This window comes from Verrucomicrobiia bacterium (assembly GCA_023953615.1).
In the GTDB taxonomy this organism is placed as follows: Bacteria; Verrucomicrobiota; Verrucomicrobiia; order Limisphaerales; family JADLHS01; genus JADLHS01.
Map to the genome: position 1 here is coordinate 1,407,725 of JAMLJH010000002.1, position 19,232 is coordinate 1,426,956.

At 57.2% G+C, this 19,232-nt stretch carries 16 protein-coding genes; 6 read left to right on the forward strand and 10 right to left on the reverse strand.

Annotated elements, in window-relative coordinates:
* Positions 1 to 6: 6 nt before the first annotated feature.
* From lepB to htpG, 4 genes are all read right to left on the reverse strand, one after another.
* Positions 7 to 1,242, reverse strand: coding sequence for a signal peptidase I (gene lepB, locus M9920_16205; protein MCO5053819.1), 1,236 nt, complete (start codon positions 1,240 to 1,242; stop codon positions 7 to 9).
* A 100-nt stretch (positions 1,243 to 1,342) separates the two neighbouring features.
* The gene (lepA, locus tag M9920_16210) at positions 1,343 to 3,133 is read right to left on the reverse strand and encodes a translation elongation factor 4 (protein MCO5053820.1); all 1,791 of its coding nucleotides are present in this window, start codon (positions 3,131 to 3,133) and stop codon (positions 1,343 to 1,345) included.
* Positions 3,134 to 3,434: 301 nt separating this feature from the next.
* The gene (locus tag M9920_16215; GenBank protein ID MCO5053821.1) at positions 3,435 to 5,828 is read right to left on the reverse strand and encodes a VCBS repeat-containing protein; all 2,394 of its coding nucleotides are present in this window, start codon (positions 5,826 to 5,828) and stop codon (positions 3,435 to 3,437) included.
* Between the two features lie 428 nt (positions 5,829 to 6,256).
* Positions 6,257 to 8,101, reverse strand: a complete 1,845-nt coding sequence (gene htpG, locus M9920_16220; protein ID MCO5053822.1) for a molecular chaperone HtpG — start codon at positions 8,099 to 8,101, stop codon at positions 6,257 to 6,259.
* A 243-nt stretch (positions 8,102 to 8,344) separates the two neighbouring features.
* Between htpG and M9920_16225 the strand changes: the two genes are divergently transcribed.
* Positions 8,345 to 9,295, forward strand: a complete 951-nt coding sequence (locus M9920_16225) for a sugar phosphate isomerase/epimerase (protein MCO5053823.1) — start codon at positions 8,345 to 8,347, stop codon at positions 9,293 to 9,295.
* A gap of 40 nt (positions 9,296 to 9,335) precedes the next feature.
* Here the strand turns inward: M9920_16225 and M9920_16230 are convergent, their stop codons facing one another.
* The 5 genes from M9920_16230 to M9920_16250 all read right to left on the reverse strand — a co-directional run bounded on the left by M9920_16230 (position 9,336) and on the right by M9920_16250 (position 14,670).
* Positions 9,336 to 10,484, reverse strand: coding sequence for a hypothetical protein (locus tag M9920_16230; GenBank protein ID MCO5053824.1), 1,149 nt, complete (start codon positions 10,482 to 10,484; stop codon positions 9,336 to 9,338).
* Between the two features lie 131 nt (positions 10,485 to 10,615).
* Positions 10,616 to 11,614 carry a hypothetical protein gene (locus M9920_16235; GenBank protein MCO5053825.1) on the reverse strand — a complete coding sequence of 333 codons (999 nt, stop codon included), beginning with the start codon at positions 11,612 to 11,614 and terminating at the stop codon, positions 10,616 to 10,618.
* A gap of 188 nt (positions 11,615 to 11,802) precedes the next feature.
* A complete protein-coding gene (hemC, locus tag M9920_16240; protein ID MCO5053826.1) occupies positions 11,803 to 12,774 on the reverse strand; it encodes a hydroxymethylbilane synthase in 972 nt (323 codons plus the stop codon).
* 1 nt (position 12,775) lies between these two features.
* Complete coding sequence (gene hemA, locus M9920_16245) at positions 12,776 to 13,837, reverse strand: glutamyl-tRNA reductase (protein MCO5053827.1); 1,062 nt, start codon at positions 13,835 to 13,837, stop codon at positions 12,776 to 12,778.
* A complete protein-coding gene (locus M9920_16250) occupies positions 13,834 to 14,670 on the reverse strand; it encodes a cytochrome c biogenesis protein (GenBank protein MCO5053828.1) in 837 nt (278 codons plus the stop codon). Before M9920_16250 ends, hemA begins: the two co-directional genes overlap by 4 nt.
* Before the next feature lie 184 nt (positions 14,671 to 14,854).
* Between M9920_16250 and M9920_16255 the strand changes: the two genes are divergently transcribed.
* Both M9920_16255 and M9920_16260 read left to right on the forward strand, forming a co-directional pair.
* Entirely contained in the window at positions 14,855 to 15,175 is a 321-nt protein-coding gene (locus tag M9920_16255) for a hypothetical protein (protein MCO5053829.1), read from the forward strand.
* A 74-nt stretch (positions 15,176 to 15,249) separates the two neighbouring features.
* Entirely contained in the window at positions 15,250 to 16,044 is a 795-nt protein-coding gene (locus M9920_16260) for an SDR family NAD(P)-dependent oxidoreductase (GenBank protein ID MCO5053830.1), read from the forward strand.
* 28 nt (positions 16,045 to 16,072) lie between these two features.
* Here the strand turns inward: M9920_16260 and M9920_16265 are convergent, their stop codons facing one another.
* Positions 16,073 to 17,881 (reverse strand): DUF4838 domain-containing protein, encoded by a 1,809-nt coding sequence (locus M9920_16265; GenBank protein ID MCO5053831.1) that lies wholly within the window; start codon positions 17,879 to 17,881, stop codon positions 16,073 to 16,075.
* 327 nt (positions 17,882 to 18,208) lie between these two features.
* Here M9920_16265 and M9920_16270 point away from each other — a divergent pair, with 327 nt between their 5' ends.
* From M9920_16270 to M9920_16280, 3 genes are all read left to right on the forward strand, one after another.
* Positions 18,209 to 18,541: a hypothetical protein gene (locus tag M9920_16270; GenBank protein MCO5053832.1), complete on the forward strand. Its 333-nt coding sequence runs from the start codon at positions 18,209 to 18,211 to the stop codon at positions 18,539 to 18,541.
* Between the two features lie 27 nt (positions 18,542 to 18,568).
* Positions 18,569 to 18,829 carry a hypothetical protein gene (locus tag M9920_16275; GenBank protein MCO5053833.1) on the forward strand — a complete coding sequence of 87 codons (261 nt, stop codon included), beginning with the start codon at positions 18,569 to 18,571 and terminating at the stop codon, positions 18,827 to 18,829.
* 64 nt (positions 18,830 to 18,893) lie between these two features.
* A complete protein-coding gene (locus M9920_16280; GenBank protein MCO5053834.1) occupies positions 18,894 to 19,217 on the forward strand; it encodes a hypothetical protein in 324 nt (107 codons plus the stop codon).
* Positions 19,218 to 19,232: the final 15 nt, after the last annotated feature.

Consider the following 19,232-nt stretch of genomic DNA (forward strand, 5'->3'; position numbering starts at 1 on the left):
ATCCGGTTAGCGATTGCCCCAGCCGAACCGCTTGGTGATCGGCCAATACACGAAAAACTGTTTGCCGATGACGTTGTTCGCCGGGAATGGTCCCCAGGCGCGCGAGTCGAAACTGTTCAGCGTGTTATCTCCCATCACCATGTAATAGTTGGGCGGCAAATCGAAGATCGAATGACCATCGGGGAACAAGGGCGCGTAACCCGGCATGCCGAGCTGATGAAAGTTAAAATCATTCACATGCCCCGAGAACTCGCTCTCGGCCGGCGGCTGGTTGGGATCAAAGGCATATACGTTCTCGAAGTGCGGCGTGGTTTTATCCAGTCGCTGTCCATTGATGATCAGATGCCGGTCATCTCCGATTTGCACCTGTTCCCCACCCAAGGCCACGAGGCGTTTGATGTAGAATTGATCCTGCGGCATACGCGCGTGGCGGATTCCCGCCGTCTGAAACACCACGATCTCCCCGCGCTGTGGAGTCCGGAAATTATACGTCATCCGATCCACGAACAGGTGGTCGCCGGTCTGGATTTTCATGTGAACCACCGTCTCCCCTTTCCGAAAGGACTGCCCCAATTCCAGCCCCGTGCGCAGACGCAAATCGCTCTGTCCGTAATCGGGTGGAAACAAAATCAAGTGCGTGCGTCCGCCGATGACCAGCGTCTGCCAGAAATTGAAAATGCGAATGCCGACGGGCGAATTGACGCGCTGCAATACCCCATCCGTTTTCGCCTTGATGTCCAGATACGAAATGCCCGCGAACCAATCCCGCACCCGTTGCCAACCGGTGGGAAACACCAGCGCGTCCCGCTTCTGCTCCTGCTCGGCAATGGTCGCGGGCGACATCCCGAGTTTGTAGGTGAAATCCGGCGTGGACGTCACGCCAAACAATGTGGGCTGCATGGAGCCGGTGGGAATCTTGAACGGCTGCACGAAAAAGGTGCGCACCGCCATCGCCACCGCCAGTGCCACCAGGAACACTTCGAAGTTCTCGCGATAACCCGCGTGCGGATAGGGCTTCAGCCATTTGCCCGCCGTGGCTTCAAGCCGCTTCATCTGCTCCACCAATTCCGCCCGCGGCCGCCCGCTTTTGAAAACGGCGCGCGATTCGGCCAATGCCGTCGTCACCTGTTCGATGGCTTGCTCGGAAAGCAGGTCGCGTTGCGCGCTCAGAATGTTCCGCACCTGTTTCCACATGCGATTGGCGTCACGAACCGTGCGGGAGATGAACCAACGATAATTCATAGTCGGGAATTAGGAATCGGGAGTCGGAGCTTCAAAAATCGACGGGTGAAAACCGAGGGCGCGAACTTGCGCCCGACAGCTTCTGGCGTTCGACCTGGTTTCATGCTTTCAGGACTTCGATGAAGGCTTCCTGCGGAATGTTCACGTTGCCCACGGATTTCATCCGCTTTTTGCCTTCCTTCTGCTTCTCCAGCAGTTTGCGTTTGCGCGACACGTCGCCTCCGTAGCACTTGGCGGTCACGTCTTTGCGAAACGCGCTTACCGTTTCCGACGCGACGATTTTTCCGCCGATGGCGGCCTGCACCTTGACCGCAAATTGCTGTCTCGGGATGACCTCCTTCAACTTTTCCGCGAGCGTCCGCCCACGACTCTCAGCCTTGGAACGATGCACGATGCAGGAAAAAGCGTCCATCGGCTCGCCGTTCACGAGCATGTCCAGCTTGACCATGTCGCTTTCCTGATAATCCGTCGGCTCGTAATCCATGGAGCCGAAGCCGCGCGTGATGGATTTAATCCGATCATGGAAATCAATCAGAATCTCGTTCAACGGAATCAGCGCCGTCAGCATGACCCGTTTGACATCCAACGTCTCGGTGTTGTTCACCTGACCGCGCTTTTCCGCAATCAACGCCATCATGTCGCCGATGTTTTCATTCGGACAAATCACGAACGCCTTGACCATCGGTTCCTGGATGCGATCAATGCGCGTCACCTCGGGCAGAAACGCCGGATTGTCCACCTCCTTCAATTCGCCGTCCGTGAGGGAAACTTTGTACACCACGCTCGGATACGTCGCGATGATGTCCATGTCGTACTCGCGCCGCAACCGCTCCTGCACAATCTCCAGATGCAGCAGCCCCAGAAAACCACAACGAAAGCCAAATCCCAGCGCCACCGAAGTCTCCGAGGCGTACACGAACGCGGAATCGTTCAACTTCAACTTCGCCATCGAAATTTTCAGTTGTTCGTAATCCGCCGTGTTGATCGGGTAGATTCCACTGAACACCATCGGATGAATCTCCTTGAACCCGGGCAAGGCGGGCGACGGGTTGCGCGCCTCGGTGATGGTATCGCCCATCTTGACGTCGCTTGGCGCTTTGATGTTGGCGGTGACATAACCCGTTTCCCCTGCCACCAATTTATCCCGCGTGTAAGGCTTGGGGTTGAAGCTGCCGACCTCCTTGACTTCGTAACTCTTGCCGCTGTAGAGCAATTTAACCTGCTGCCCCGCCTTGATCTCGCCGTTGAACACGCGCACATGCGTCACCACGCCCTTGTAGGTGTCGAAATACGAATCGAACGCCAGCGCCTGCAAACTCGGCGCGCCGGTGGGCACCGGTGGCGGCACCCGCTGAATGATGGCTTCCAGAATTTCTTCAATGCCCACGCCCTGCTTGGCGCTGCAAGCAATCGCCCATTCCGAAGGCAACGCCAGCACGTCTTCCAACTGCTGTTTGGCCTGCGCCACGTTCGCGTGCGGCAGATCAATCTTATTGATCACGGGAATGATCTGCAGGTTCTGCTTCGCCGCCAGGTGATAGTTCGCCACCGTTTGCGCTTCGACCCCTTGCGCCGCGTCAATCACCAGCAACGCGCCCTCGCACGCGCTCAAACTCCGCGATACTTCATACGCAAAATCCACATGGCCGGGCGTGTCAATCAGGTTCAACTCGTAGGTGGCCCCGTCCTTGGCCCGATAATGCATCGTCACCGGATGCGCCTTGATGGTGATGCCGCGCTCCTTTTCGAGGTCCATTGCGTCGAGCAATTGATCCTCCATTTCGCGCGTTGCCACCGTTCCGGTATTTTGCAACAAGCGATCCGAAAGAGTGGTCTTCCCATGATCAATATGGGCGATAATACAGAAATTACGTATGTACTTGGTGTCCATCCCAAAAAACTTAATCCGAGCCACGACTGGAAATCCGACTTCACTCTTCACTCATCCGCGGTTCACTTGAGCCATCCTGGAAATTCCGCTCCACTCGGACAGGGCAGCATAAAGACTAAACACCGGATGAAAAGCAAATTAGCGCCCTCCTTGGCCACGCGAACGCGGCAGGAAAATACCGCGACCCCGGCGGTAGCAGTGCGTCAGCACCGGCCCCTGTGAGCATCGCCGTCCTCGGCAGCAGTCGTTCGCAGCCTCGCGGACGACTGGCAGTTCGCCAATCTTTCGCGACGGATTTTGTTCACAGTTTATGCAGGCGAAAGAATCGGGAACCCGGACCAATCGGTACAGTGGCTTCCACGTTGGCGCCGTTGGTGGTCAAAATCCCAGCTTGCGGCCGCCAGTCGTGGGCACCGAGATTGGCAATCGTTTCGAGAGAAAAACCGGCTGCCGAAACCGGCCAGGAAAAAGTGATGGATTCATCCCCGGGATGGGTGGGCAACATTTTTATCATCGGCGACACGGGAACATCCGTGTTGAGCAATACCGATACGGTGTTGGCGGCGGCATTGGCCACAGCCAAATCCGGGCGGCCATCGCCGTTCACATCGCCGACGGCAATGAAAGCAGGATTGTTCCCGGCGGCAAAAGTGACGGGAGGCTGAAAGGTGCCGTCGCCATTGCCAGCCAGCACATGCACTTGATTGCCGGGCGTGCTCTCGGCAACCGCCAGATCTGCCTGACCATCGCCGTTGAAATCACCCACCGCCACCGCATGGTAGCTGCCGTCCGCGAGGCAATTGGTGGGCGGACCAAAGGTCCCGTCGCCTCGACCCAATAAAATGGCGACCGTGCCGCTGGGCGGAAACCCGTTGCCCGTGCCGGCTGCCACCAAGTCGTTCGTGCCATCGCCGTTGAAATCACCCACCGCGACTGACTGCAAATTGGTTCCGGCAGGATAATTTACCGCCGTCTGAAAACTACCGTTGCCATTGCCCAGCATTACTGAAACGGTGTTGGCCCCGTAATTATTGAACACCAGATCGTTGAGGCCATCGTGGTTGAAGTCGGCAGTTGCGAGCTGATCCAGTTCAAACGGTCCGGCGGTCGTGACGGCCGGCTGAAAGGTGCCGTCACCGTTGCCCTTGAACACGGAGACGCCAAACAAACCAAGCACCGCCAGATCCGTTTGGTGGTCGTTATTAAAATCGTCCGCCAATACATACGAACTGCCTACGGTCACCAAGGCCGCCGTCGTCGCGGGTTGCAAAGTGCCGTCGCCATTGCCGCGCAGCAGCGAAACGACGCCGGAATTCAGATTGGCAACAACAACGTCATTCGTGCCGTGGCCAGTAAAATCAGCAACGACCACCGACTGGGGATTGTTGCCCGTGAGATAGTCGGCGCGAGGTTGAAAGGTGCCGTCGCCGTGGTTCAGCAACACGGAAATGTTATTGCTGTTGGCGTTGGCCACGACCAATTCCGCCCGGCCATCACCATTGAGATCGCCGAGGCCAATGGAATTGGGATTAAGCTCCACGGCATAATTGGGCGCGGCCTGAAACGTGCCATCGCCGTTGCCCAAGACGATGCCCAGACTGGCCGGATCATTTCCGGTGGCCGTGACCAGGTCGGCTTGGCCATCACCGTTAAAATCACCGACGGCCACTCGCGCCTCCAACCAATCGTAGGTCTGCGGAGTTTGGAAAGTTCCGTTGCCATTGCCCAGCAGCACCACGCCGTTGGTCGCGGCCATGACCAGCAGATCGTCCAGGCCATCGTGGTTGAAATCCCCACTCACCACCGACTGCGGCTGCGCACCGACGTTGTAGTTCAATGAACTTGCGAAGGAGCCGTCGCCATTGCCCCAAAGCAAAATCACGGCGCCCGCATCATAATCAGTGACAGCGACATCGTTGCGGCCATCATGATTAAAATCACCCACCGCCAGCGCGTTATTATCCGTCCCCACGCTGGTATTGACCACAGGTTGAAACGTGCCATCGCCAGCACCAAGCAGGACTGAAACCAGTCCCGGTGATCCATTGCCGGCGAGCACAAGATCTTCAATCCCATCGTGGTTTAGATCCCCAACGATCATGGCTTGCGCGCCGGCCGCAAGACTAATCATATAATTCGCGCCCGCCTGATAAGTGCCGTCGCCGTTGCCCAATTCAATCGTAACGTACGGAGCCTTGTAGTAGGCATAATCCATTTTGTTATCGCCGTTGAAATCGCCAAACGCAATGACGCTGCCGTAACTGCTCAGTTTGACTGCTGGTTGGAACGTGCCGTCGCCCTGCCCCGTCAAAAGCCAGGTCCCCGCCAGACCGGAGGCGATCAAATCCAGATGGCCATCGCGATTCGCATCCGTGGACGTAAGCGTGGCCGAGGAAAATCCGTAGGCAGAAGTCCCGTAATTGACGGCGGGTTGGAACGCGCCGTGGCCGTCCGCCAGCAACACGACCACATTTGACGACAGCAGACTGACCGCCGCCACATCCGCAAAACCGTCATGGTTGAAATCCCCCGCAGTCAGCGCACTCTGAAAACTGCTTCCGGTATTGATCAATCGCGTGGCGGCAAATGCGGGCAGATTGGCGCCGGCGGCTGGCAGCGGTGGATGGGCGAGAAATACCATCAATACGCACCAGCCGGCCAGGAGTGGATTGGCCGCGATTTTAATTTTGTTCATTGGTTGTTTGATTTGAGATGTTTTATTTCAGGGAGTAACTCCAAGCAGATTTTGATCAACTCCGGAGTGCTTGGCGAGGGAAACTGCGAACAGACCGGAAAGATGTTAAGACGAAACGCCCGCACCCGATAACTTGACCGCCCCAGTTTGATGATGCCCACATAAGCCAAAGATAAGACCGCCGCCGCCAGCCATGCGTTCAGATTCAATCAAAAAGATATTCAGCGCAGCTTGCGGACTGGAACGCTCGGTCATCGGGGCGTCGGCTGCGAAACAGGATTTTAATTTGCACCGCCGACGCGGGGGACACTTCAACTTTGTTCAGGCAAAACAGCCGCGTCAGGCAATGGCTTGTGAACCCCAATTTAGCCTGGATGCGGGATGACCGTCGTGCGGGCCGACGGTTTGGTTTGGCGCAGAATGTTGGCTTACTCCTTCGCCAGCACTTTTTCGAGCAGCGAATTCAGCCGCGTCAGCATGGCGCGCGGGTCTTCCAGCACTCCGGCGGCGACGCGGGAATTATCGAGGAGTTGCTCGGCCACGCTCGCGGCGAGCGCCGCGTCCTTCCGCCGCATGGCGTCGAGTTGAGCCATGATCGGATGCGCCGGGTTGATTTCAAAATCATGCTTGGCGGCAGGCAAATCCGGACCGTCCGGCTGCATCGCCTTCATCATGCGCCTCATGCTGGCGGTCATGAATTTATCCGCGTCCACCACGACGGCGGGGCTTTCCACGAGCCGTTGCGAGGCGCGCACTTCGCCGACCTTGTCGCCGAGGGTTTCCTTGAGCCACTTGGTAAGTTCCTTCGCCGCGTCTTCGGACAACGCACCGGCCTTTTTCTCGCTCAAATTCAAGTCCGCTTTTTCCGCGAGCTTGAGTGGCTTGCCGTCAAATTCACGGACATGCTCCACGACGAACTCATCCCACGGATCGTCAAGAAACAGCACCTCCCATTTGCGTTCGCGGAACACCTCGAAGTACGGGCTGGCCTCGGCCGCCGCGCGATTCGCGGCCAGCAGACAATAAATCTCCTTTTGTTCCGAACCCATGCGCTTCACGTAATCCGCCAGCGACGTGCGCTGGCCTTGTTCCGTTATGGACGACTCAAACCGCAACAGTTTGGCGAGCGCGTCCTTGTGCGCGAAATCCGTGACGACGCCTTCTTTTAGAAAACGTTGATATTCCGTGTAAAATTTTTCATAAGCCTCGACCTCCTTCTCAGCTTGTTCGCCGAGAAATTTCAGAAATCGCCCCGTCAGCACCTGGTTCAGTTTTTGCATCAACGACGTGTCCTGCATCGTCTCGCGCGAAATGTTCAGCGGCAAATCTTCACTGTCCACCACGCCCTTGAGAAACCGCAGCCAATCGGGGAAAAGACCTTTCGCCTTCGCCTGAATCAAAACTTTGCGGCAATACAGGTTCACCTCGGAATCCATGCGACCCATGCCGAGCATTTCAAAATTGCGCGCCGGCACGAACAACAACGCCTGAATGGCGAGCGGCGCGTCCGCCGCGAAATGCAATCGGAACAGTGGCCGGTCGTGGTCGTGGCCGACGAACGTGTAAAACTCGTTATATTCCTCCTCCTTGATTTCGCTTTTGTTCCGCGCCCAGATGGCTTGCACGGTGTTGAGCCGTTTGCCGTTCAACTCGATGGGAAACGGCACGAAACTCGAATACCGCTGGATAATGCGTTCCACGGTGGTTTCCTGCGCGAACTCTTTTGCATCGTCTTTCAATTCCAAAATAATCCTGGTGCCACGGGGCAAATCCGTTACCGGCGACAGCGCGTAACCGCCCAGGCCTTCGCTCGTCCATTGCCAGCCAGTTTCATCCGGCGCGAACGAACGGCTCAGGACCGTGACTTTCTTTGCCACCATAAACGCCGAATAAAAGCCCACGCCGAACTGGCCGATCAAACCGACGTCGGGTTTCTTTGCTTCGGCGAGTTGTTTCAGAAACGCCTTGGTGCCGGAATGGGCGATGGTCCCGAGATTTTCCACCAAGTCGCCGCGCGTCATGCCCAGCCCGGTGTCGGTGATGGTGATGGTGCCGGCCTTGTCATCGGTGGTCACCGCGATGTCGGGCGCAATCTCCGATTGATAAACCGCGCCGCCGGCCGACTGGTTGAACCTTAATTTTTCACACGCGTCGGCGGCATTGGAAACCAGCTCGCGCATGAAGATTTCTTTGTCCGTGTACAGGGAATTGATGACGATGTTCAGCAACTGCTGAATTTCCGCTTGAAAATGATGCGTCTCGGTTTGGCTCATAAAATCAGTTCACATTACAAAATGAAGGCTGTTTTGATAAACAACATGCGCCTGATCGTCAAGCGGTTGAGTCTTGGTTACCCGTGGCGGGAGCCTTCCAGACTCTATGAAATTTCACGCCTTGCGATCTGAACTTTACCCTACCAACCAGAATGACGCTCTGATTTGAGCAAAGCTTCCCGGTCAGCCCGCGGCGCTGCCAAATGGCTTGCCGCCATTCCCGCTTCCGCGCATCCTGCGCTCATGAACCGACGCCAGTTTATCACCGCCACCACCGCCAGTGTATTCACCTTGATATCCAGTTGGCCGGTCACTGCGGCCAATTTCAAAGGGCGCATCCGCAAAGCCATGATTGTGAAGGAAGTCACGGAAAGCGCGCTCGAACCTCTGAAGCGCGCCGGCTTTGACGGAGTGGAAACCAATTTCGTGGGCACTGAAGCCGAGGCGGCTCAGGGGCGCGCGGCGGCGGAAAAGCTCGGCATGAAAGTACATTCCGTGCTGCGCGGCTGGATGGAGTTCAATAGTGAGGATCCCGCTAAAATTGAGGATTCATTGGAGCAGGTGCGCGCGGCGTTGCGCGCGGCCAGGGCGTACGGCGCCGACGCCATTCTGGTGGTGCCGTGTCGGGTCCGGGATTTGCCTCTGCCCGAGGCGTGGGAGTTTGACATCGCGTTTGATGAATCAACCGGTCATGTGACGCGCGTTGTCGTGGGGGATAATTCAAAATTCACCGCTTACATCAACGCGCAAAACCGCGCCACGGATCTGTCGCGATTGGCGGTGGAAAAATTGATTCCGCTGGCGGAGGAATTGCGGGTGGTCATTGGCCTGGAAAATGTCTGGAACAACTTGTGGGTGAAACCCGCGCTCTACAAAAACTTCGTCGCGTCTTTCGCGAATCCATGGGTGAAGTCCTACTTCGACATTGGCAATCATGTGAAGTATGCGCCGCCGCAGGAATGGATCCAGACCCTCGGCCCCTTGATCGCCAAGTTGCACATCAAGGATTTCAAACTGAATCCGGATGGGCGGGACGGCAAATTCGTGCATCCGCGCGACGGCAGCATTGACTGGCCGGCCGTGCGCCGGGCGCTGGATCAGGCGGGTTACGACGGCTGGGCGACCATTGAAGATCGCGGGTTGGAACTCAGCGAATTCAACCGACGACTGGATTTGATCATCGCCGGAGAATGAGTGGCGACTCGCTCCGCCCGGTGGCGGACGGAGGCGACACTCAAGGCTCTTCCAAGCGGAAGAACGCGCTGGCAGCGGTCGCCGGCAATTCAATTCGATTCGTGATTTGCGAACCGTCCACGATCTGCCAGTCCGGATCGGCCAGATTGAGCGTTTGCTTGAGGACCATGCCCTGCGCGCCGCTATCCCAGGACAACACGACGTGGTTGGCCTGGATAGAGGGAGCGATTTGCAGATTCGGTTTTGTAAACGGACTGAGATAATAGCCAACAATCGGATCGCCGGTGTCTGACGCCCACTCTCCTCCGGGTGCCAACTCACCGCTGGCTTCCAACGAGAAGGAAAGGTTGAGCGTCATCCCCAGTTTCATGAGCGGTTGGCCGGAAGGATCGCGCATGAAACCGCGAAACGGCGCGACCATTTCAGCTTCGTGTCCATCAGCGGAACGAGCGATGCGAATGATGCCCTGATACACCGGCCCCTTGTCGGCCACGAAGGTTATGCTGGCGTCGTTGTCCGGCGGCGGGAGGCGGTAATCTCCCTGCGAATCCGAATCAAACCAAACCCATTGCGAATAGTATTTGTACGTGCCGGGCAGAATGCGCACGATGCCGTTGGTCTGGTCTTGAATGGCGGCGTCCAACTCAGCCTGATTGCGCGCGCCGTGGTTGAGATAATGACCGGTATTGAACGTGTCCTGATAATACTCGATCTCCATGTTCATGTCGTAACCCGTGCTGACGGGATAATAGCCGCCTTCGTTGAGCGCGTAACCCGTCGTTTCGTCGTTGTCCACGTCGAGAGTCACAATCACGTAATAACGGCCCTTCTCCGGCGACCCACGGCCAATCACGCCGGTGGCGCGAAAATACGCATACAGATTGGATTCATCGTGCGTGAACTTGAACTCGACCAGGTCCACGTCGGGATGCGCCACGTAAGCCGGAATGTCGTCGGGCAATTTGTGATCCGTATCATGCGTGTCCGGAATGCCATGATGCAAAACTCCCGGCCCGGCCACTGGATCATAATAGGCCGGGACCTCGGCCCAATCGGAAAAGTCGCCATCAATGGTAATGTGATGAATCGGCTCGGCGGACAGGGTGAAAGCCAGTCCTGCAAGCCAGACCCAACCGGTTTGAAGCAGCCGCCGACGGCACCGCGGCGAAAATAAGCGATAATGTCTCATCTGGTTTTGTGCGGTGAACACCGCGCTTTAATGTCCGGGTTCAATTACTAAATACATCTCTGACCTTATCAGACGCAACTTCCGCCCGATGCGTCGCCTGCTGCCGTTAACGGGCCGTCGGGAGGCACGCTTCACTTGGCCTTGACCGTCCAGCCGGCTTTAACGGTCTGGCTGCCTTCATAGGTGGCGCGACTGCGTTCCGCTTGCGCCGCCTGGATCGTGATTTCGCCCACCAGCTTTTCATCGGTGAACACGACATTGCCCTGATCGTCCTTCACGTCTTCGGTGGCAAAAAGATTCAACTTGTCGCCATCCTTGAAGCCTTGTTGAGTGCCGAGTGAAATAATAATGGCTTGATTGCTCGGAGCGGCCAGGACCTTGCCGGGCGTGCTTCGTAACGCGCTCGCCGCCGCGGTAGTGGCGGCCACTTGCTGGTTGGCGGCAGTCGCCTTCTGCTTGTGCCGACCCGACTCCGGCAGCGACACCGGTTTCACTTCATCAATGATCTGCGCCAAAGCCTTGACGGTTGCCTTGCCCAGCGCGCTCTCCATAAATTCCTTGTTGTCGAATCCGATATTGCCGCCGCGCCCGCCCACGTTGACCCCTACGTCAAAGCCCACGCCCTTTTCCGCAGCGGTGGAAGAACCCGTCTTGATGATCTTGCGATTCGCCGCGTCCACGAGCCGCCAGTCAATCCGCACGTCCGCCGTGGTTACTTTCGTCCCCAGTTTGCCCAGGCTGCCCGGAACAAACCCGCCCAGTCCGATTTTGGATTCCTTGTTGCCAAACCGGGTGACCTTGGCGGTGAACATGAAATCGGCGGCCGCAAATCCGCCCTTCTCGACGGCTTCCGAGGCATCCACCCAACCGTCCTGTCCCATCTTGATCTCGTCCTTCAAAGTTCCCAACTCACTCGTTTCCAGCACCGTAAATTTATTAATCTGACCCAACTCGGTAATGAGCATTTCCGCCAACCCCTGCCCCACCGCCGGTTGCCAATACTGAATACGGGCGACGTCGCCGCTGAACGGTGCGACGATCAAAGCCGGTAAATCGCCTTGAGCGCGTAGCGCGATCGGCAACGCCAACAAAACTGAACCACCAATAATTGCGAATAGATTTCTTTTCATAGAGTCGTTGAGGTTAAACGTGCGGCTGACGGTTAAGGTCGAGGTTCAAATTAAATTCGGTCAGCGCGCCACAGAACATTGGGGCGGCATCTAACACTCGCACGCCCAATTTGACAAGTCATTTTGATTCGCAGCCCGTTACGCATCATCTGCGTCCTCGCGCCTCGGCACGGACCGATGCGTTTGCCTCAACGCAATTGAGCGGCCAGCGCTTCACCCAACGCTGCCGCTTCAGTGAGTGGACGTTGGCCCTCGGCTCGCCGGACGGGGTCGCTCTGAAACGAGATGACGCGCATCGCTACCCGCTGATCCAGCACCTCGGCGTAGGCCGCAACGGGACTTTGACAGCCCCCGCCCAAGCCGCGCAGAAAAGCGCGTTCGGCGGTAACGGCGTGAAACGTGGGGGCATCATTCAGCCCCGCGCACAATTTTTCCAGTTCCGCATCACCGGACCGAATCTCAATTCCAATAGCCCCCTGCCCTACGCACGGCAACATCACAGCGAGATCCAAAATGGTCGCCCGCAAGCCGTCTGGAACTGAATCGCCCAACAGCTTCCCTTCCGGAGTAATCCGGAAATTCAATCGTTCCAATCCCGCCAGCGCGAGAATGGTGGCGTCCGGCCCTTCCGCTTTGGCCACTTTGCCCAGGCGCGTGGCGACGTTGCCGCGAATCTCGGCAAGCTTCAAATCCGGGCGAGCCAGTGACAGTTGCGCGCGCCGGCGGGTGCTGCTGCTGGCCACCGTGGCGCCGAGGCGAAGAAAAACTAAATCAGTTGGCGCTGCTGTCGTCGGCTCCGCCGCCGCCGAGCTGGCGCGATAGATCATCACATCCCGCACGTCCGCCCGCGGTGGAGTTGCGCCCAACGCCAATCCGTCGGGCAATTCGGTGGGCAAATCTTTCAAACTGTGGATGGCCAGATCAGCCTCGCCATTCAACAACGCGACCTCCAGTTCCTTGGTGAATAATCCCTTGGGCAGGCTGGGATCGGTTTTGCTCAACGACGCGGTTTGTAATTTATCGCCCGTGGTCTTGATGACTTTTATCTCGAACGCCTGCGCGGGAAATCGCGCCCGGCATTGCGCAAGCACCAGGTGGGTCTGGGCCAGAGCGAGTGGGCTGCCGCGCGTGGCGAGTACGATGGGACGGGCCGCAATCATGTCAGGTGGAATAGCGCAATTCCGGGGCGTTGGTTTGCGACCCCTGTGGTCCGGCGGGAGCGTTCAGCAGCGCACCCGCTTTTTCGCGAATAATTGTTTCGCAACGCAGGACCTCTTCCTGGCGCTGCTCCAGGTAGTCGTTGGCGATGTGCTGCAGGTCGTCCACGTTGTAAAGGTAAACATTGTCCATTTGATCCACGAGCGGATCAATGTCGCGCGGCACGGCAATGTCAATCAACAGGAGCGGCCGATGACGGCGGCGTTTCATCAGCGGCTCGAGGCGGGCGCGATCGAGAATGAAATGCGGCGCGGACGTACTGCTGATCGCGATGTCCACATGCTCGAATTCTTCCACCCAGGCGTCGAACGGCACAGCGCGACCGCCCAACTCCGACGCCAGGGCCGAAGCGCGATCAAACGATCGGCCCGCGACAATGATGCCTTTCGCGCCGCGCGAGACCAACGCGCGCGCCGTTTTTTCGCTCGTGTCTCCGGCGCCAATCACCAGCACTTCGTGCGCGCGCAAATGGTTGAAAATTTTCTCCGCCAGTTCCACCGCCGCCGAGGCGACGGAAATGCTTCCACGCTGAATGTTCGTGGCGGTGCGGATATGTTTGGCGACATGAAAAGCGCGCTGAAAAACTTTGTTCAACCGCGCCCCGGTGCAGCCGCTTTGCAGGGCGAGATCGTAGGCTTTTTTGAGCTGCCCGAAAATTTCCGTTTCTCCGAGCACCATCGAATCCAATCCGCAAGCCACCTTGAACAGATGGTAAACGCTTTGCGGCTCGTGCAGCGTGTAAAATTCCTGGGGGGCCAATGGCGGTTGCGCCTGCGCGGCGCTGAGAAATTGGCTCAACTTGGCCGCGGCCTGGTCGGGGGCAATCGAAGTGACGGCGTAAAGCTCGACGCGATTACAGGTGGAAAGAATGACCCCTTCATCGGCCAGCCCGGCGGCGCGTAATTGCCGCAAGACTTCCGGGATGCGCGCGGGCGCAAAGGCAAACCGTTCCCGCAACTCAACGGACGACGTGCGATGGTTCAAGCCGGCGACGACAATACTCATGGTTGATGATGCAAAGCTGACAACAAATTCACGCCCCAAAAAGTCAGCACCAGAAAACCAAACGTGCCGATCAAACCGTAGGCGAAGCGACGCCCGGTGAACCGCGAACGCTTCCGCCCCACCAGCAAAACCGCGTAGATCAACCAGAGCACGGCTGACCACATGACTTTTGCGTCCTTCCAATAACTCAGGCCCTCCGGGCGCGGCAACAAGTCGCCCGTTGCCAGCCCGATCGTCAACAGGATAAAGCCCCCCAGCGTCACCCGGAAGGCCACGGTGTCCAATCGCTCAATCGGCGGGAACAGGGAAAACATTGCCTTCGCTTTTTCAAATTTCAGATTGCGATATTGCGTGAGAAACATCGCCCCCGTCGCGGCGCTCAAACCGAACGCGCCGTAAGCCAGCATGATGGTGGCGGCGTGCAAACTCTGCAGACCGCCGGCAAATTCCAATCGCTGACTCGGCGGAGGATCGAGTGAGGGCATCAAAGCGAAAACGCCCAGGCCAAACAACAGCGGCGCCGCGAAAGCCCCCAAATAGCGCAGCCGGGGTCTTGCGCCCAACAACAAGTAGGACAGCGTGGTGGCCCACATGAAGAAAACCGTGGCTTCGTAAAGATTATGCACCGGACATTGTTGCAGCGAAATGCCGCGCTTGAACATTCCGATGGTATGCAAACCAAAAGCGACCAGCAAAATGCGGTAGTTCACCCGGTCATCATTGCGAAAGCCTTTGCGCCATAAGAACACCGAATAAACCATGCTTACCCCATAAACCAGCACCGCCAATAAAAAGAAGTGCCGATCTGAGTTCGTGCCGGTAAACCAATCCACGCTCTCATAGTAAACGCCGCCATTTACGGAGCAAGAATCAAGTGGGCCGTCGCGCGGGACGCGGCAAAACGCGGCAAAACTTCCCCTTGCTGAAATGGCGCGAGTCGTTGAAGCTGTGCCTTCGAAACAGCGATTCAGATGTTTTCGATTGAAGCAATTCCGTGAGCGGCAAAACCATCAGCACATGAACGAACCCAGCGTCGGCAAGGAAAATTTGGGCGCCGTGCTGGGCGCCGTGCTGGGCGCTTTCGGAGGCCTGATCGCCATCGCCATCCCCTACGCCATCCTGACGCGTAATTTTCAAAATCTCTCCGTCGCCCGGAATTTCGGACTGATCAGTTTTGTCATTTGCACGCCCTTCGGCTGGTTCGCGGGAGGTTACCTGAGTCATCTGCTCAACAAAGTGTTGCCGCTTAAACCGGCCAACATCCTGGGCGGCATAATCGGCGGATTACTGCCGGTGACCGGAGTCGCGCTCTACGGCTGGTATCTCACCGCGCGCTGAGTTTTTTTCACGAATCACGGTCGCGACGAATTCAAATTTGTGTCCGGGCAAATTTTTGTTAGCCTTCGCGAGACATGACCTCTCGTTTGAAAGACAAATGGATTCTCATCACCGGCGCCTCCAGCGGTTTTGGCGCGGCGGCGGCACAAGCTTTTGCCGAGGCCGGGGCGCGACTGCTGCTCGGCGCGCGCCGAATCGAGCGTCTGGAACAAGTCGCCGCTGAAGCCCGGCACGCCGGCGCCGCCAGCGCGCACCACCATTTTTTGGATGTCAGCCAGGCCTCGAGCGTCGAGCAGTTTGCCGCGTGGGCCAAAGCCACCATTCAAGCGGCGGGCGATCCCCAAAATCTGCACGTGCTCATCAACAACGCCGGTGGCGCCTTGGGACTCGATAGCGTGGCGCGAGGTTTGGATGCCGATTGGGAAACGATGCTGCAGACCAATGTACTCGGGGTGCTGCGCATGACGCGAGCGATGTTGCCGCTGCTGCCGCATCACGCCGGCGCGAGCATTCTCAATATCGGTTCCTACGCCGGACACGCCGCGTATGAAGGCGGCTCGGCCTATTGCGCCGCCAAGGCGGGCGAGCTTCAACTTACCCGCGTGCTGCGCCTTGAATTGAACGGCACCGGCATCCGGGTCAGTTCCATTGATCCTGGTCTGGCGCTGACGGAATTTTCCCTGGTGCGATTCAAAGGTGACACCGCACGCGCGGATCAGGTCTATGCCGGAACGCAACCGTTGACCGCGGTGGATATTGCGGAAATCATGGTCTGGGTGGCGAGCCGCCCGCCGCACGTCAGCATTGACGAACTACTCGTCAAGCCCACCGATCAGGCCGCCACGCATAAAGTGTATCGGCGCGGCTGAACGCGATTCGTGTGACCACCGGCAATCGTCATTCGACCCCCTGCTTTTTAGCCCAGTCGTTCAACCCCTGCCCTTCGCTGATGTTCGAGATTCCCGCCTGACGCGCAATCGCCACGAAGCGTTTGGTCAAATCCGTTTTGGCTTCGCCAGACACCCGGTTGGTCGCAATTTTCACATACCACACCGGCAACCGCGCAACCTGCACCCGGAATTTGGTCTCGCCGTCACCAGCCAGTTGTTCGGCTTCGTCCAAACGTCGCTCGGCTTCGTCCATCAGTTCCGGCGCGAGGTAGGCGACTTTCGAGCCGTCGAAAATGTGAATGTGCCGACCCTGCTCGCGAACCGGACGATGGATCGTATCCAGGTAGGCTTGCAGTTTGGGCGCGGCGGCCCCGTAATAGGCGGCCAAAAATTCCTGGATATGTTTTTGCACGTCGGTCTCCGGATTCCAAAGCAACTTGGCCAGCACGTAGGCGCGCAACGGCTCCATTTCCCCGCCGCCCCCGCCGGAATAGTTGCCCTGCTCGAACAAACTCTTGACGTTGTGCTTCACGAAAAAACGGACGTTCGATTGCAGGCAATCAAAATTGGGAAACGGTTGCAGGTAATGGGCAAAATCCGTCGTGTAATCCCACACGTAGAGCAACGGCGAAATCGCGCCCCACGCGACAATGTCATCGCGAAACTTTTCATTCTCCTTCGCCGGACAGGCGTCCAGCGGATGCGCAAAGCAGCACTCGATTGAACACAAACGCACAATGACGTTTTTTCGCGGCCGGATCGTCTTGGGCGCCTGGCGCGTGTATTGGTAGGCCAGCGTATCAATCCGAATCTGCGGATAATCCGTTTCAATGGCCGCCGCGACCGCGTTGACAAACTTCAACAGCGAACCTGCGGGCGAACCCTCGGCGTCATCCACGGCCTTGCATTGTTCGCACTGGCAATTATTGAAAGTGTCGTTTTGCGACACACTGATGATGGTCGCCTCCGGATGCTCCTGAATCCACTGTCGGACGCGTTCGATGGAAATCCGCAGCACGTCCGGATTCGTCAGGCAGCGTTGGACGTAACCGCCCTTGCGTTCGCCATTGATCAGCGGGAAATACTCCGGGTGTTCCTTGTACAGGTCTTGCGGCACGAGTCCATCAAAACTGTGGACGAACGGATGATACACCGTGAACGCGCCGCCGTGCTTTTGCTTCAAACCATAATGCTGGCCATTGATGCGATGGCGCGCGGCAAAATCGGCGTTCCGCATGAACTGCCGCCAGAACACATCGCGATTCTCCAGTGCCGGAACGATTGTTTCATCAAGCTTCGGCAGGCGCACGCGACTCGCGGTCGGCACGACTTCCAACTCGGGCGTGAACCAGCGCACGCCGAGCTTTTCTTCCAGCAACGTGTAAACCCCGTTCAGCGTGCCGCGCGATTGTCCGCCCGCAATGATCAACTGCCCACCCGCTTCACGCAGCACGAAACCGTCCGGGCCGAGTTTGGTGAAATCAATTTTCGCGCGCGCTTTGCCGAGGTGCGCGTTATCCCCCAGCAAAATCTCGCGCGCCGTCGGCTTCTCGGCGTCGGAAACAATCGGCAGCTTCACTCCGCTCATCTTTTCCAGGTAACGCTGCAATTCCTCGGCGGCGTAACGCTCGGCAGGAATGGCCAGTTCTGGAATCACGATGCGATAATCACTTTTGCCTTTGTCCGCCAGCGTGAGCGCCGCTGGTGACGACCCGAGCATTGCCAGACCCAGCCAACTGAAACCCAAAATCCTGAGCAGTCGGGTGCGGCTGGAGGCTTGTTGCGTCGTTCGGCTTTGGCTTGATGCGTTATTCATGGTCAATCCTGTTGCTGCAAAATGTTGCGTCAGTTTGCGCTTTTAAGTGGACTTGACAAGCCAATCATAGCGCCGGGCTTGATAAAGAAACCTGCACTGGCGGCCCCTTGAACGGCCTCAGCGTGACCAACGGTTACGGTGCGCTGCTCCGCCGCACCAACCGATCCATCCTCAACGCGGCCTCTTCCATCCTGACGGAGCTGGGGAATTGTTTGCGTTCGGTTCTACAACGATGTCGCCCCTGACGGGGCTTGGCTATTTTCCGACCCTGGACGCTCCGTCTTCGTTGCGAAGTTTAGGTTGAATGTTTCGCTGGTTTGAGTTGAAATGGCCAAGAAGCAATCACGCATGAAGTTGTTGAACCAATACACCAGCCGCACCGTGCCGGGCTTTGTGAACGTGCTGGGTACGGCCACGAATACGACCACGGTGAGTCTGTGGAGCAAGGACAGCACGGCGCTGTTCACCCGACGACGCGCCAGGGGGATTGTTGGATGTGCAAAGAGGAACTTGTCGGCAAGAACATTTTCGGAATACTTCATCACCGCTTCATCGTTTGTAATGGAGATGCACGCGGATTCGAGAAGCGTAGCCGCTGGCTTTGGGGAGGCCCTGGTGGTGTCCGAAACGAATACGACCAGCCTGTTCACCACGATGTGAGATGTTACAAGCTGGAGTGCCTGAACAATGACTGTGCTGCGAGGATTTTTGATAAGGCAGTTTCCAGTGGCCAAGGGAAAAGTTACTGGCTTGGTTTTCGAGATTGCCAATCTTGGGCCAACAACGTTGAGCGGTCGATGTATAAATCATGCTCGTGTTGCCCCAAAAATCAAGCGCCGCTTCCGCTGGAAGCTGACTGGTTTTTCAGAAACCAAGCTCGATCCGCCGTCCGATACACCTAAATTGCCACAAGGAGATAATTATGACGATTCGGAATCTGATGAGTAGTCGTGTTTTCGTTCCAATGCTTTTACTTTGCACGACTGTTTCCTGTGTCTCTACACTGGATGCGATGAACCTTCCTATTCGCATCAAAGTGGTAAATGCGACAACGAAGCAGCCGATTACAAACGCTATCGTCAAACTTGAATGGCGCGTGGGTTTGGGCGGTTACTATTGGGGCAAACCCGTCTCAAAACCGACTGATGCATCTGGAACGGTGATTTTCGCTTCCAAAGATGTGCCGCCGATTTCATCGGATGGCTATTCACTTGGGAAAGAAATCAAAAAACTATCGATTAGCACACTCGTTGTGTCTGCCAAGGGGTGTAAGAAGAAGGTTTTGGCGTATCCTAAACCTAAAGAAATTGAATTGGTCGAGCTTTCTCCTGAATGAACCCAACCGGCTGTC

Coding starts and splice junctions, on each gene's coding strand:
- M9920_16270 (MCO5053832.1), top strand. CDS start 18,209: ATGGCCAAGAAGCAATCACGCATGAAGTTGTTGAACCAATACACCAGC.
- hemC (MCO5053826.1), bottom strand. CDS start 12,774: ATGATTGCGGCCCGTCCCATCGTACTCGCCACGCGCGGCAGCCCACTC.
- M9920_16260 (MCO5053830.1), top strand. CDS start 15,250: ATGACCTCTCGTTTGAAAGACAAATGGATTCTCATCACCGGCGCCTCC.
- lepB (MCO5053819.1), bottom strand. CDS start 1,242: ATGAATTATCGTTGGTTCATCTCCCGCACGGTTCGTGACGCCAATCGC.
- lepA (MCO5053820.1), bottom strand. CDS start 3,133: ATGGACACCAAGTACATACGTAATTTCTGTATTATCGCCCATATTGAT.
- M9920_16280 (MCO5053834.1), top strand. CDS start 18,894: ATGAACCTTCCTATTCGCATCAAAGTGGTAAATGCGACAACGAAGCAG.
- hemA (MCO5053827.1), bottom strand. CDS start 13,837: ATGAGTATTGTCGTCGCCGGCTTGAACCATCGCACGTCGTCCGTTGAG.
- htpG (MCO5053822.1), bottom strand. CDS start 8,101: ATGAGCCAAACCGAGACGCATCATTTTCAAGCGGAAATTCAGCAGTTG.
- M9920_16225 (MCO5053823.1), top strand. CDS start 8,345: ATGAACCGACGCCAGTTTATCACCGCCACCACCGCCAGTGTATTCACC.
- M9920_16235 (MCO5053825.1), bottom strand. CDS start 11,614: ATGAAAAGAAATCTATTCGCAATTATTGGTGGTTCAGTTTTGTTGGCG.
- M9920_16255 (MCO5053829.1), top strand. CDS start 14,855: ATGAACGAACCCAGCGTCGGCAAGGAAAATTTGGGCGCCGTGCTGGGC.
- M9920_16275 (MCO5053833.1), top strand. CDS start 18,569: ATGACTGTGCTGCGAGGATTTTTGATAAGGCAGTTTCCAGTGGCCAAG.
- M9920_16215 (MCO5053821.1), bottom strand. CDS start 5,828: ATGAACAAAATTAAAATCGCGGCCAATCCACTCCTGGCCGGCTGGTGC.
- M9920_16265 (MCO5053831.1), bottom strand. CDS start 17,881: ATGAATAACGCATCAAGCCAAAGCCGAACGACGCAACAAGCCTCCAGC.
- M9920_16230 (MCO5053824.1), bottom strand. CDS start 10,484: ATGAGACATTATCGCTTATTTTCGCCGCGGTGCCGTCGGCGGCTGCTT.